This is a genomic window from Flavobacterium sp. RSP15 (assembly GCF_003968755.1).
Lineage (GTDB): Bacteria > Bacteroidota > Bacteroidia > Flavobacteriales > Flavobacteriaceae > Flavobacterium.
Genome location: NZ_RYDL01000008.1, coordinates 62,736 through 77,422, shown reverse-complemented (window position 1 = coordinate 77,422; position 14,687 = coordinate 62,736). Strand labels below are relative to the sequence as shown.

The 14,687-nt window shown below is 35.2% G+C and carries 9 protein-coding genes; 4 read left to right on the top strand and 5 right to left on the bottom strand.

Annotation, left to right across the window (positions count from 1 at the left end):
* The first annotated feature begins 6 nt into the window (after window positions 1-6).
* Genes EKM00_RS10070 through hemL form a run of 3 tightly spaced genes read left to right on the top strand, consistent with a single transcriptional unit; the run spans window position 7 to window position 3,120 of the window.
* On the top strand, window positions 7-903 hold the full coding sequence (locus EKM00_RS10070; RefSeq protein ID WP_126516079.1) for a 1-aminocyclopropane-1-carboxylate deaminase/D-cysteine desulfhydrase: 897 nt from the start codon (window positions 7-9) through the stop codon (window positions 901-903).
* Window positions 896-1,801 carry a glucosaminidase domain-containing protein gene (locus EKM00_RS10065; protein WP_126516078.1) on the top strand — a complete coding sequence of 302 codons (906 nt, stop codon included), beginning with the start codon at window positions 896-898 and terminating at the stop codon, window positions 1,799-1,801. Before EKM00_RS10070 ends, EKM00_RS10065 begins: the two co-directional genes overlap by 8 nt.
* Before the next feature lie 32 nt (window positions 1,802-1,833).
* Window positions 1,834-3,120: a glutamate-1-semialdehyde 2,1-aminomutase gene (gene hemL / locus EKM00_RS10060; protein ID WP_126516077.1), complete on the top strand. Its 1,287-nt coding sequence runs from the start codon at window positions 1,834-1,836 to the stop codon at window positions 3,118-3,120.
* Between the two features lie 218 nt (window positions 3,121-3,338).
* On the opposite strand, the gene EKM00_RS10055 is transcribed toward hemL, so the two are convergent.
* Window positions 3,339-3,803 (bottom strand): hypothetical protein, encoded by a 465-nt coding sequence (locus EKM00_RS10055; RefSeq protein ID WP_126516076.1) that lies wholly within the window; start codon window positions 3,801-3,803, stop codon window positions 3,339-3,341.
* Between the two features lie 786 nt (window positions 3,804-4,589).
* Window positions 4,590-6,299 (bottom strand): lysine--tRNA ligase, encoded by a 1,710-nt coding sequence (gene lysS / locus EKM00_RS10050; protein WP_126455323.1) that lies wholly within the window; start codon window positions 6,297-6,299, stop codon window positions 4,590-4,592.
* A gap of 1,323 nt (window positions 6,300-7,622) precedes the next feature.
* Here lysS and lipB point away from each other — a divergent pair.
* Window positions 7,623-8,354: a lipoyl(octanoyl) transferase LipB gene (gene lipB, locus EKM00_RS10045; protein ID WP_126516075.1), complete on the top strand. Its 732-nt coding sequence runs from the start codon at window positions 7,623-7,625 to the stop codon at window positions 8,352-8,354.
* A 25-nt stretch (window positions 8,355-8,379) separates the two neighbouring features.
* Here the strand turns inward: lipB and EKM00_RS10040 are convergent, their stop codons facing one another.
* The 3 genes from EKM00_RS10040 to EKM00_RS10030 form a co-directional block, all read right to left on the bottom strand.
* Window positions 8,380-9,039: a ribonuclease HII gene (locus EKM00_RS10040; RefSeq protein ID WP_126516074.1), complete on the bottom strand. Its 660-nt coding sequence runs from the start codon at window positions 9,037-9,039 to the stop codon at window positions 8,380-8,382.
* Window positions 9,040-9,615: 576 nt separating this feature from the next.
* A complete protein-coding gene (locus EKM00_RS10035; protein WP_126516073.1) occupies window positions 9,616-11,166 on the bottom strand; it encodes a RagB/SusD family nutrient uptake outer membrane protein in 1,551 nt (516 codons plus the stop codon).
* Between the two features lie 5 nt (window positions 11,167-11,171).
* On the bottom strand, window positions 11,172-14,285 hold the full coding sequence (locus EKM00_RS10030) for a SusC/RagA family TonB-linked outer membrane protein (RefSeq protein ID WP_126516072.1): 3,114 nt from the start codon (window positions 14,283-14,285) through the stop codon (window positions 11,172-11,174).
* Window positions 14,286-14,687 lie beyond the last annotated feature (402 nt).

Here is a 14,687-nt window from a genome sequence, read left to right as displayed (position 1 = left end):
ATTCGTTTGAATCAAAAGGTAATTACAGCATTTCCGCACTCTATTTCAGTAACCATCAAACGAGAAGATTTGATCCATCCTTTTGTTTCCGGAAATAAGTTTAGAAAACTGAAATACAATTTGCTTGAAGCCAAAAAAAACGAGCAGACCACATTGCTTACTTTTGGAGGTGCTTTTTCCAATCATATTGCCGCTGTGGCTTATGCAGGAAAAGAAAAAGGATTTAAAACCATCGGGATTATCCGTGGTGAGGAATTAGAAAGTAAAATCTCAGAGAATCCAACATTAATTTTCGCTCAAAATTGTGGAATGCAACTGGAATTTATTTCAAGAGACGCGTATAGGTTAAAAAGTGATGACTCATTTTTGGAGAAATTAAAACAACAATTTGGTCGTTTTTATCTCCTGCCAGAGGGCGGGACTAATGAACTTGCCATCAAGGGATGTGAAGAAATTCTAACTCAGGAAGATGCTCAATTTGATTATATTTGTTGTGCGATAGGAACTGGCGGTACCATTTCCGGTATCATAAACAGTGCTTTGCCGCATCAAAAAATTTTAGGGTTTCCGGCCTTAAAAGGCGATTTTTTGAAAGAAGAAATTCGTAATTTTGTACAAAATGAAAACTGGGAGTTCATTACAGACTATCATTTTGGGGGCTACGGTAAAGTTAATGAAGCATTAATAGGGTTTATCAATTCATTTTATAAGCAAAATAAGATCCCTTTAGATCCAATTTATACGGGAAAGATGGTTTTTGGTGTTATAGAACTAATTCAAAAAAACTATTTTCCTGCCCAATCAAAAATTTTACTAATTCATACTGGTGGAATTCAGGGAATTCAGGGAATGAATATAAAACTTCGGAACAGACAATTACCAATAATTGAGATCAATGATTAAGAAAATCCTACTGCTATTTATACTAATAACTTTGGTGAGTTGTAATGCCACTAGACCACTTATTGTTACTACAAAAAAAGCGCCTTCAAAATCAAAAATTGCGACGACGGCTAAAAAGGGATATGAAAAGAAAACCAAAACAGTACGTGCCACCGCAGGAAAAGCATCAAGTAAAGAGCTGAATAATAGTGAAGCGGAAGAGATTGCTTCAACTTCAAGAACAATAGTTACAAATGATGTGATTGTAACCTACGTTTCCATATTCAAAGATATTGCAATGGGCAATATGAGGAATTATGGTATTCCTGCAAGTATTATTTTAGCACAGGCCATTTTAGAGTCTGGTGCCGGGAGGGGTAATTTGGCTTTAAATGCGAACAATCATTTTGGTATAAAATGTCATGTAGGCTGGACAGGTGAAAGTATCAGGCATGATGACGATGCTGCACAGGAATGTTTTAGAAAATATGACAATCCATCAGAATCATTTAAAGATCACGCTTTATTTTTAACAGGAAGAAGCCGCTATGCTGGATTATTTGAATTCTCAAAAGGCGATTATAAAGCTTGGGCCAAAGGCTTAAAAGCCGCCGGATATGCCACAGATCCTAAGTATCCAGATAAATTGATTTCGTATATTGAACGCTACAATTTGCATGAATATGACAATCAGGTTCTAGATATTAATTATGTGTCCAATGAAAAACAAATGATTGCAGAATTAACGGTTGAATCCAGAAATACAATCCCTAAGGGGCTGGATTCCTATGTGGTTCAAAAAGGCGATACGCTATATTCTATTTCGAAAAAATTCGAATTAAAGATTGAGGATTTAAAACAAAAAAATAACCTCTCGGACAATGCCCTTTCTATTGGACAAAAACTGGTAGTAAAATAATTTTAAAATAACGATAATTCATAATTTCATACATGTTATATAAAAGAAGTAGTCAGCTTTTTGCTGAAGCAGAAAAAGTAATTCCAGGTGGCGTAAATTCACCCGTAAGAGCGTTTAAGGCAGTGGGCGGAACTCCTATTTTTGTCAAAAGTGCCAAAGGTGCTTATTTGTACGATGAAGATGGCAACCGTTTGATTGATTATATCAATTCTTGGGGGCCAATGATTTTAGGACACGCTTACGAACCGGTTGTACACGCCGTGATAGAGAAAGCAAAGTTGGGAACCTCGTTTGGGATGCCCACAGAATTAGAAACACAAATTGCCGCTTTAGCCGTTGCTATGGTTCCAAATATTGATAAAATTAGATTTGTAAACTCTGGTACCGAAGCCTGTATGAGCGCTGTACGGCTGGCTCGTGGTTTTACAAAAAAAGATAAAATAATCAAATTTGCAGGTTGTTACCACGGACATTCGGATTCGTTTTTGATACAAGCCGGAAGCGGAGCCATTACTTTTGGTTCGCCAAACAGTCCTGGTGTAACAGCAGGGACGGCCAAAGATACTTTGCTGGCACGATACAATGATTTAGAAAACGTAGCCACTTTAATTGAAGCAAATAAAAATGAAATTGCAGCAATAATCGTTGAGCCTGTTGCTGGGAATATGGGTTGTATTCCGCCTAATAAAGGCTTTTTAGAAGGCTTACGTCAATTGTGTACTGACAACGGAATTCTCTTGATTTTTGATGAGGTAATGACCGGATTTAGACTCGCCGCTGGTGGTGTTCAGGAATTATTGCATGTAACGGCTGATATCGTTTGTTTTGGGAAAGTAATCGGTGGAGGATTGCCTGTCGGTGCTTTTGCTGCCCGAGCAGAAATCATGAACTATCTTGCTCCGTTAGGTCCTGTATATCAGGCGGGAACATTGTCTGGAAACCCATTGGCAATGGCCGCAGGATTAGCCATGTTACAAGCTTTAGACAGTGATCGTACTATTTTTAAAAGACTAGAAGAAAAAACAGCGTATTTGGCTACAGGAATCGATAAAGTTCTGAAAGCAAATGATGTTACATTTACAATCAACACTATTGGCTCAATGATTTCGATTCACTTTGACGCGGCTCCGGTTGTAGACTTTCAAACGGCTGCAAACGGCGACAACGAAACGTTCAAGAAATTTTTTCACGGATTATTGCAGGAAGGAATTTATATTGCGCCATCCGCCTATGAGACATGGTTTATTACGGATGCATTAACGTATGCTGATTTAGATTTTACCATTCAAGCGATAGATAAAGTTTCGAAAACATTTTAAACCAAAAAAAGCCCCGAAAATAGACTGCCTCTAAAAAATTAGACACTATTTCAGGGCTTTTTTATGAAATAAAATGAAATAAGTAACAGCCACTGTATAATGTCGTGTTTTAAAATTAGACAAAATGACGCAACAGATTAATTTTAAACTACTGTTTGCAACAGTGTTTCTTTTGACTTTATGAAGTTTAAACTTTTGACTTACTTCAAGTAAATGGATTATTTTTTATCGCCTATTTTTGTTGGTTTTCTATTCTGATGGTATGCCATTCTTTTTTTTATTCGGTTGTGTCTTTTCCCTTTTATGTCATCCCATTTTTTATATTGGTCTAAGGAAAGAATTTTTTTCATTCTCTCTTTCATCACAATTTGTTCATCTAACATTTGGCTTTTTTTAGCAAAAAGTTCATCAGAGGTAAGCCGTTTTTTAGCCGAATCTTTGTTAGCTTTTCGTTCGGCCATTTTAGCTTCTCTTTTAGTGCTTTGTTCCGCGAGGATTGTTCTCATTTCTTTTTGCTGTGAAGCATTCAAATCTAATTCCAAAGTCATCTTTTTTAACTGCAGTTGATTTCTTTGATCAGGAGTTAATTGCCCCATTTGAGCTCTTGCCGGTCTTACTTCTTTTTCTTGTGCAAAGCTTGTCATTCCGACAACTAATAATGCAACGATAAATAATTTTTTCATTTGTTTTGTTTTAAGTATATAAGACCGGGTTCTTATTTAAAAGTTTAATCATTAACAAAATTTTGGGTTTAATATTTAAATTCGAAGAATACTTTAATCCGATTTTTCGGTACTCCAGCATTCTAAAAAAAGAAATTTCAGCGATACAAAAGCATGATATTTATCCGTTTTAATCCGGTTATGTTTCTCGAACTTTGTGGCTTATTTATTAAATCATTTTAGCATGACAACATGTAAACTACTTCATACTTTTTATATCCATATTGTAAGGACATACTTACATTATGGATAGTCTGCTACGAGTGTGGAATATGGAATTTCATCCATTATTTCTATTATGGATGACGTACTTATCGAAAAAATGAATGCTTTTTATAGCAGGAAATTCGATTTGTCGTAGCAGGGAATTACTCAAAAAACAGAGGATTACCGCGCAGAACGCATCACTTCTTATCTGAATTTGGCAAACAAAATCGAGAAGGAACAATTTGAAAATTTCAAAACGGAAGTAACAGCGCACGCGGATTTCCAATTCGTGCCCGTAAAGTTTTTTATATTTTAAAAATATAAAGAAATAATAACTTTAATTATTTGCTGTTGTGGCTTATGTTTGTGGGCACGGATTGCAAATCCGCTATCAAATCCGCGATATCGGGTTAGATTGATGATTACTGATTTAGAAACAACTTGGGATTAGTTACGGACAGTCATAAAAAATAATAGTATTTATAAAAAAGGAGCTTCAATTTGAAGCTCCATTTTTATAAATATAGCTCTATAATACACTTAGGATTTCAATCGACACGCTTTGCTGTCGCCATTTACCACAACTTCGGTCAATCCTAAAGAAGATAAATTTTTCATTGCTTTATCCCATTTTTTACCGCTCAGTTCCGATTTGATTTTTAGTAAACCAAAATCCATTTGGTTTTCATTGACTTTCAAAAGGTCAATAATCAATTTCTCATCGTCTTCCAATTCAATTTTAACTTGAGTTTTTTCTGGGCGCATTTGCGGGAACAACAACACTTCCTGGATAGAAGCATTATTTGTCAAATACATAATCAATCGATCCATTCCAATTCCCATTCCGGATGTTGGAGGCATTCCGTATTCTAATGCTCTCAAGAAATCTTCATCAATTATTCCGGTTGCTTCATCATCTCCTTTTTCAGCCAATCTCATTTGGTCTTCAAAACGGGCTCTTTGGTCAATTGGGTCATTCAACTCAGAATAAGCGTTTGCCACTTCTTTTCCGCAAACCATCAATTCAAAACGTTCTGTCAATTCTGGATTGTCACGGTGTTGCTTGCAAAGCGGAGACATTTCCTTTGGGTAATCCGTGATGTAAGTAGGCTGAATGTAATTTCCTTCGCATTTCGCGCCAAAAATCTCATCAATCAGTTTCCCTTTCCCCATGGTTGCATCTACATCAATTCCCATTCCTCTGGCAGCATCAAATAACGCTGTTTCACTTTTTCCTGAAATATCAAATCCAGTAAAATGTTTGATAGAGTCCGTCATTGTCACTCTGGCGTAAGGCGCTTTAAAATTAATGGTATGTTCTCCAAAAGTAACTTCCGAGCTTCCATTTACAGCAATCGCGCAATGTTCTAAAAGGTCTTCGGCAAATTTCATCATCCAGTTGTAGTCTTTGTAGGCTACATATATTTCCATGGCAGTAAATTCTGGGTTGTGGGTACGGTCCATTCCTTCGTTACGAAAATTTTTCGAAAACTCATAAACCCCTTCAAAACCACCAACAATCAATCTTTTTAAGTATAATTCATTCGCAATACGCATGTATAAAGGCATATCAAGCGAGTTGTGATGCGTGATAAAAGGACGCGCTGCAGCACCACCGGGAATTGGTTGCAAAACAGGCGTTTCTACTTCAAGATATCCCTTGTCATTAAAAAAAGAACGCATTGCATTGAACAATTTTGTTCTTTTGATAAACGTTTCTTTTACATGATCATTCACGGTCAAATCCACGTACCGACGACGGTATCTTTGTTCCGGATCAGCAAAAGCATCGTGTGTTTTACCATCAGCATCCGTTTTTACAACAGGAAGTGGTTTCAAGGCTTTGGCCAAAACTGTTAATCCATAAACATGAACCGATATTTCTCCCACTTGCGTTTTGAAAACCGTTCCGCGAATCCCAATAAAATCGCCAATATCCAACAGTTTTTTGAAAACGACATTATACATGGTTTTCTCCTCATCTGTCGAAATATCATCTCTCGAAACATAGATTTGAATACGCCCTTCAGCATCTTTCAATTCGGCAAATGACGCCTTTCCCATGATACGCTTCCCCATCAAACGACCTGCTAAAACCACTTCCTTACCTTCGTATTTTGCAAAATCAGCTAGGATTTCGCTAGAATATGCGGTTGTAATAAATTCGGCTGCAGGATAAGGCTCAATACCTAAATTGCGTAATTCTGTAAGTGCTTCTCTACGTAATATTTCTTGTTCGGATAATGCCATTTTATGCTGATTTTAAGAGCGCAAAGATACTATATAAGTTTTAAAATTTAAAGTTTAAAATGTACCGTTTTTTGGAGCAGAATATTTTGTTTCTTCAAGACGATCCGTCCCGCTATTCGTTCTATCTTTTTTCCTTGTTCAAAAAAAAACAAGAAAAAAAGGATGCCACTGCTATCGGGGCTATGCTACGACTTTTATTTTTTTAAATCAACATGAAAAATAGTACAAATAACATATATAGAAACCAATAAGTATTTTAAATTACCAAATGGAAAAACACGATTTACTGCTTTTAGTATTATTTTTGATCAGTTGCCAAGTATAAGAAACCATTTGTCTAAACCAAGACGGAACCGGAAAAATTGAAACAGAATTACTCCGCGATGAACATCGTTGTATGTAATTTATAGCTGAAAATCACTCCAAAGAAGACGTTTTTCTTGATACAACTTATGTTTTTAAAGATCTGATAACCAAAAATTCCGAGAAGTTTTTCCAAATTACCAGCATCCGAAAAAGCCATTTTTAAAAAAATTATTACGGTAAAAGTCCATAGTAAGAAAAGTTCCTTCGAGAAAGAATTTTGCATAATAATCAGTCAAAAACTCAATACAATAACCGAAGTTGCGGATTTATACAAAACCGAAGAATAGGCGGATGATATAGAAAATAATTACGCACTGGTTGCCGAAGAACATTATTACAGTGTGAACTATGCTTTTGATGCAAGTGTTTTCAGGAGAATAGTAAAAATAACAAATGCAGTTGAACTAAAAAGACAACAGGATAAGATTAAAGGACCCAAACGCAAGTTTCTAAATTCAAAATTACGCAGTCTTATGTTTTGAAATATCATTTTCCTCGAAAAATAAAATCGGGTTCAAATATAAATTCAAAAATAAGCGATGACAAAAAAGCACTGGAAATGCAATTTCTAATCACAGATTGTTTAAAAACCCGGAGAGTATAAATCTTGAAGTTGTTTTGGAATAATAATATTGAACTTAAATAATCGCCTTATGGTCAAGTCGAGCGCAGTCGAGACTCATTTGGTTAGTCTCGACTGCGCTCAACTTGACAGAAATATGAGTTAATCCTTCAATGGTTTTTTCAAATCTTGTAGGTGACTTTTTTGGCGCAATGATAAAACATCGAAATTAGTTCAAGTCCGAGACTAATTATTTTTGATTCATAATTTTATATCTTACCTGCAAGGTTTGAAAAAAAACCTTATAGGAAAAAACAGTAAACTCAAAACGTTGTACCTTTGTCATTCAAAAATAAGTGAACGAAATAGGATTGCTTCGTTCCTCGCAATGACACATGAATAAAAACATCCAACTTCAAGATTTAGGAACTAAAGATTACAAAGAAACTTGGGAATACCAAGAAGAATTGTTCAAAGAGATAGTTGACTTAAAAATTAAAAATAGGAGAGAAGAAACGAGTTTACAAACACCCAATTATTTCCTTTTTGTAGCACATCCGCATGTATATACATTAGGCAAAAGTGGTGATTTAAGTAATTTACTTTTGTCTGAAAAACAATTGGAAGCTAAAGGAGCTACTTTTTATAAAATCAATCGTGGTGGCGATATTACCTATCACGGACCTGGACAAATCGTAGGGTATCCTATTATAGACTTAGAAAATTTTTTTACGGATATTCATAAATACCTACGGTTTCTGGAGGAAGCTATTATTCTTACCCTTGAAGAATATGGAATTGTTTGTGGCAGAAGCGAAGGCGAAACCGGTGTTTGGTTAGGCGCAGGAACACCATTTGCCAGAAAAATTTGTGCAATGGGCGTTCGCGCTTCCCGTTGGGTCACTATGCACGGATTTGCTTTAAACGTAAATGCTGATTTGGGTTATTTTGACAATATTATTCCCTGTGGGATTCGCGGTAAAGCCGTAACTTCTTTGAACGTAGAACTAGGCGTAGCCAAAGTGAATGAACAAGAAGTCAAAGAAAAAATCCTGAAATATTTTGCCATTCTTTTTGATGCCACTTTTGAGAAACCTGCACTCAAAAATCGTTACACGAGCCTGTAAGGCAAACTGGCGAAGCAATCTAAATTCAAAAATCAAAACAATACTGTTCCGGCAACAAACGAAATGTCATTCGGTGGTGTTTTGTAACCCCATATTTCCGAATGGCTTCCCGGTGTTCTTTGGTAGGATATCCTTTATTTTGTTTCCAATTGTACATTGGGAATTCCTCATGAATCCGATTCATATATTCATCCCGATACGTTTTTGCTAATACGGAAGCGGCGGCAATACTCATAAATTTTGAATCTCCTTTAATAACACTGACATTCGGAATCGAATGTAGGATTTCAATTTCAGCATCCGTAAAAACCTTTCCACCACGATTTTTAATTCCGCCTTTAGGAATGAATGGACTATTTCCGTCTATTATAATATGTAGTGGTCTTGGATCTAATTTTAAAACACTTTCCTGCATTGCTTTTATGGAGGCATTAAGAATGTTTATTTCGTCAATTATCAAAGGCTCTAGATGCGTTACTGCAAATGAAATACATTCTTGTTCTATGATAGGTCTTAATCTTTCTCTCACTTTTTCAGACAATTGTTTGCTGTCATTTAATAACTCATTTTGGAAATTTACAGGCAGTATTACGGCTGCTGCAGTGACAGGTCCTGCCAGACAACCCCGACCAGCTTCATCCGTTCCGGTTTCTAAATATGGCGTTAAAAAAAAAGGGCTTAACATTAAATTAATTTTGACGAAAATAGGTCTAAAAGTTGTGTTTTACGGCATTTTAAGACTCTTTGTACTTTAATAATATTTTTAAAGAAATTTTTTTTATGAAAAGACGATTTTTTAAAAATGAATTAAGTGCAGTAACGGCATGTTGTCCTGTTTTAAAAAATTAAAGCATAGAAGATTTTAGGTTTGTTTTAAAAGCAATTAAGTTAAAACTTCAATTACATTATTTAGGACGGATTTATTTTAGTGTTAAAGGTATAAGTAAGTCGAAAGTTTAAAAGTCATAAAGTCAAAAGAAGCACTATTATAAAAAGTAGTTTAATATCAATCTGTTGAGTCGTTATATCTAATTTTAAAACACGACATTATACAAGAGTTGTTACTTAGTTTCATAATTGTAAATATTTTGGCTTATGCCATAATATAAACCAATTTTCAAAAGTAGTCTACATTATATTTTTGTTTGGTATTTAATTCTAAACCTTCGTTGGATACTTATAAACAACAAAAATGCCTGTTCATGGTATGAACAGGCATCTAAGATTTGTATTTTTTTTTTTTAAATAGTCCTAAACTGTATTATTCCCAACCTGGATTTTGTTGTGCTTTTAGAGTAGGGTTGTTGTTTGTTTCTAAAAGTGGTATAGGCCACAAGAATCTAAAATCTGAACCTGGAATAGCGGCTTCTGATTTTGGTCCGGAATATGGTGTCCCGTCTAGTACAAAGCCCGATGCAACTAATGATCCATTTCCTACTTTTGCAGGGATACCATCTATAGGAACTAAATTATCTCCTTGTAAACGGTGAATATCAGACCAACGGCGCCCTTCCATTAAAAATTCAATTCGTCTTTCTTTAATAATTGCTGCCACTAAAGCGGTTTGCGAAAGGAATTGTGAAAGCACATATTGCTGAGTAGTAGGATTAGCTAAAGCTCTGTTTCTTACTTTGTTTAATTCAGCTACAGATAGACTTGCATCAGCTGAAGACCTGCGGGCATATGCTTCAGCCATATTTAATACTACTTCTGCATAGCGAATTACAGGGGCAGCATCAGTGTAATTAACTCCGTCTTTATATTTGTTGGTGTACTTTACACCATTAACAGTTTCAATTAGTACGCCTTCCTCTCTTCGTTTATCATCCGATAACCAGCTAGGATCTTTCCATATTATTGGGCTAACACTTACTAATTTTCTAGTCTTATATTGTGAGGCCAAAGCTGCATTTACTCCAGGATTTAGTGTAGCGGCCATCAAAATAGAAAATATAGATTCAGTATTTACATAACTATTTGCAAATGGTCCATTTGGAGTGCCTGTCAAAGCGTACGCTCCATTTAATTTTTGACCTTCTGTAATTACATTGTTCCAATCTCTTTTATGCAAATACACTCGAGTTTTAAAAGCAATAGCAGCTTTTTTAGATGCTTTTGTCAAAGTCACATTAGTGGTCAGAGATTCAGCAGCAGTTAAATCAGCAATTACTTTGTCATAGCATTCGGCTACTGTGTTACGAGGTTTTAAAAGTTCAGATGCAATTTCTGCTTGTGTGTCTACACCCACTTCTCTGTAAGGAATTCCTAAATGAGAGGCTCCAGCACTAAAATTGTAAGGTCTGGCGAAATAAGTAAGCAATTCAAAATGTGTTATTGCTCTTAGGAATTTGGCTTGGCCAATATAGTTATCCGCAACAGCTTGTGTAATTATGCCGTTAGATACTGCTGCTGTAACCCCTTCTATAGCCAAATTACATCTGTTGATTAGGCGGTAAGCGTCTACCCAATAGTACGTGTTGTTGGCAGATCCTGCATCATAAGTTGAAGTATACGTAATTTGATAAAAAGCCTGAATATTTACTACGTCTTCTCCTCTGTTGTCTCCTTGTTGTACAAATGCAGCGCCCCATACAAAACCTCTACCACCGTTTGGGTTTGTGGTATTGTATTGTCCAATTGCTGCCGCATTGTACATTCCGTTTATTGAACTTTCAATTAAAGATGGTGTTGAAAAAGCATCTTCTATTGAAATGTTATTTATCGGTGTTAAGTCGAGAAGTTTCTCTTCGCTACAGGCACTCGTTCCTAGTGCCAAAACGGACATTGCTATGAATTTTAAATATATTTTCATGTTTTTTATAAGTTTACGTTAATACCTAATGAAACTACTTTTGATCGTGGTGTACCATTTAAATCTACTCCAAGGGTTTCCATTTCAGGATTTAGTCCTTTATATTTGGTAATAATTAGTAGGTTTTGTGCTTGGACGAAAAAGCGAATTACATCTACATTGATTTTGTCGGTAAGCACTTTTGGTAACTTGTACCCCAACGATACATTATCTAAACTAATAAAAGATCCATCTTCAACAAATCGTGTAGTTGCATTACTAGCTTGATTTAAAAAAGTATTTTGGCTAGCATAAAGTCTAGGAGTCCATCCGTCTCCTGGATTTTCAGCACTTTGCCATCTTCCCAATATCTCTGTACTGTTGTTGTTTAAATTTTGATTCATCAAATCTCTTCGTGTAGCATTAAACATTTTATTTCCACCACTGAATCGGAAAAGAAAGCTAAAATCAAAATCTTTATAACTTATTTTAGAGTTTAATCCACCAAAATAGGTTGGAAGTGTATTTCCTAGAATCTTTTTGTCAGATTGACCTAAGGCTGCTGCCCGAGTACTAATATCAGAAGGGTTGTTTACGTCGAATGTAGAATAAGTTCCCGCTTCAACATTTCCTTGAACAAGAGATCCATCTGCTTTGTAGTATACTGGATTTCCGTTAGCAGGATTTGATCCCCAATATTGAAATCCGAAAAGTGAATTTACAGATTCTCCTTCTCTTATAATAACGTTTGCTGCAATAAGCGGATCTGTTGATGAGCCACCAACGATATCCAAGCCACCAGGAAGTGAGGTTACTTTGTTGGTTTGAAAAGTGATATTGGCACCTACATCCCATCTTAAATCTTCGCTGTTAATCAGGTTTATATCAGTAGAGAACTCATATCCTCTGTTGTATAATTGTCCAATATTTTGAGAAATTCTATTATTAGGAACACCTAGGGAAGGAGCAGTTGGGACCTGTAAAACAATTCCGTCAATGTCATTATTAAAATAATCAAAAGTCAATTTCACTTTGTTTTGAAATAATGCTAGGTCGACACCAAAATCTGTTTTCTTGCTGGTTTCCCATTGTAATAAATCATTACCGAATTGGGTGAAAGCAATTCCATTTAAGGCACCATATTGAGAGGCAGATGTTAACCCTAAATATGGGTAAGTTCCAATTTCTGTATTTCCTACTTCAGAATAAGAAGCTCTTAGTTTGAATTCATTTACAATATTTGATAATGGTTTCATGAATTCTTCATTGGCAATATTCCAACCTGCTGAGTAACCTGAAAAGTTATTCCAACGTGAGTCTGCGCTTAATTTAGAGATACCATCTCTTCTGATAGAGGCTTGTACAAAATACCGTTGTTTATAGTTGTAGCTCAATCTTCCAATATAGGACATGATTCCTATTTCGGTTACAGAACCTCCTGATTGTTGAACTCCATAGGCACCAGTAACTAAATTTTGATTATAAAATTCATTTAATAAATCTGTTCCTATACCAACAAAATATTGATTTTTTTCTTTCTGATACTCTGCTACTGCTGTCGCAGATACGTTATGATTTTCAGCAAATGTTTTGTTATAGGAAAGTGAATTTTGTATGTTCCATCTTAATAAGTCGGTATTGTCATTTTGAAGTCTACCATTCGAACCGCGACCATCACCGTGAGTTGGATTATAGTATAAAAACCCACCTGTTATTGGGTTGTCGACACTGGCTTGAAACCTGTAATTAATATCCTTAGTAATTTTAGCAGATGCAAACGTATTGATAAGGGTTCTATTAATTTTAGACTGAAATCTATTTTTAGCTAGAACGTAAGCAATATTACTAATGTTGTCACCAATAGGACTTAAGTTAGTTCCTTGTCCAACAGTTCCAGTGGTTAAATTTAAGTTATAACCTGTTGGATTGGTAGCATCAAAGATTGGCGTATTTGGTGCTTGACGGATGGCATTAAAAATATTACCGGAAAGTGAATTACCCCCTGTATTCAAACCATTGTATTCTGTTCTTGTCAGCGCAACATTTCCACCAATAGTTAACCAATTGTTTACATCGTGTTCAATATTTGTTCTAAAAGTGTAACGGGTCATTTCATTTGATTGTGCTACTCCTTCTTGTTCAGTATAACCCATTGACATATAATATCTGGTTTTGTCAGATCCTCCGCTTACAGAAAGATTATGGTCCATTTGAAAAGCTCCTTTTCTTAATACCGCACCTTGCCAATCGGTATTGAATTCGTTGCCCACAGCCCAAGCAGGTTGAACAGGGGTTCTGTTACTTCTTTTTTCATTTGAAATTGTCAAAAAATCTTCTGTCTCTAATAAATCAAAAGTTTTGACTGCAGAGGCAAAACCAGTTACTACATTGTAGCTAACTTTCATAGATCCTTTTTTTCCTTTTTTAGTTGTAATAATAATTACTCCATTGGCAGCACGGGAGCCATAAATTGCTGTTGCAGCACCATCTTTTAATACTTCGAATGATTCGATATCAGCTGGATTGATATCTCCAAGGGCATTCGAACTAGCGAATCCACCATTACTTCCCGAGTAAACAGGCATTCCGTCCACGATGTATAAAGGATTTGTTCCAGAAGAAATAGAAGCTGTACCTCTAATTCTTACTTTTGGAGCTTCACCAATAATTCCTGTTGCAGAGGTAATTTGTACACCTGATGCTCTTCCCGCTAATTGACTCTCAAAACTGGGTGTTACTAAACCTTGAATGTCATCTCCTTTGATAGAAGCAATTGAACTGGTAAGGTCTCTCTTTTTTTGAACTCCATAACCAATAACAACAACTTCATCCATCATTTGAGCATCTGGTTGAAGCGCAACATTGTAGGTGTTACTTTGAGTAATTTTAATTGTTTGTGATTTGTAGCCAATAAAAGAAATTACAATGTTATCTCCTACTGAGATTGAACTTATTGAAAAGTTACCTTCAAAATCAGTTTGAATTCCTGTCGTAGTGCCACTTATTAACACATTTGCACCTGGTATTGATAGTCCGGTTTCATCGGAAACTTTACCATTTACAGTTTTTTTCTGTGCAAAGGAACTTTGCGTTATCAGTACTGACAATAGTACTAAAAAAAAAATAAATTTCAATTTCATATTAATTTGTATTTGTTAGTATTTCAAAAATCTTAATTTTATCTTAAGGCCCCAATTATTAACAGCCAATTAACTAAAGTTTAACATATTATTTTTAATAATAAATTTGTTAATTTTTAGTATTTATTTTCTTATAATATGTTAAAATAATCAATAAGTAGTTTACCTATAGTACTAAATAAAATTATTGCACGGTATATTAACAAAAAAAGGTGTGTATTTTATTTAATATTTCAGTGTCGAGTATTTGTAATGGGGGCTTAGTAATCTCACTTTAATGGAGCGGGAGTAGGTAATTGTGATCTTGAATCTTAATAGTCCTAAACAGCTATTAACTCATATTATTGGGTTATTTTACAAAATTTGATTTAATGTAAGTAACACCTATTGTATAATGTCGTG

Coding starts and splice junctions, on each gene's coding strand:
- EKM00_RS10065 (WP_126516078.1), top strand. CDS start 896: ATGATTAAGAAAATCCTACTGCTATTTATACTAATAACTTTGGTGAGT.
- hemL (WP_126516077.1), top strand. CDS start 1,834: ATGTTATATAAAAGAAGTAGTCAGCTTTTTGCTGAAGCAGAAAAAGTA.
- EKM00_RS10055 (WP_126516076.1), bottom strand. CDS start 3,803: ATGAAAAAATTATTTATCGTTGCATTATTAGTTGTCGGAATGACAAGC.
- lysS (WP_126455323.1), bottom strand. CDS start 6,299: ATGGCATTATCCGAACAAGAAATATTACGTAGAGAAGCACTTACAGAA.
- lipB (WP_126516075.1), top strand. CDS start 7,623: ATGAATAAAAACATCCAACTTCAAGATTTAGGAACTAAAGATTACAAA.
- EKM00_RS10040 (WP_126516074.1), bottom strand. CDS start 9,039: ATGTTAAGCCCTTTTTTTTTAACGCCATATTTAGAAACCGGAACGGAT.
- EKM00_RS10035 (WP_126516073.1), bottom strand. CDS start 11,166: ATGAAAATATATTTAAAATTCATAGCAATGTCCGTTTTGGCACTAGGA.
- EKM00_RS10030 (WP_126516072.1), bottom strand. CDS start 14,285: ATGAAATTGAAATTTATTTTTTTTTTAGTACTATTGTCAGTACTGATA.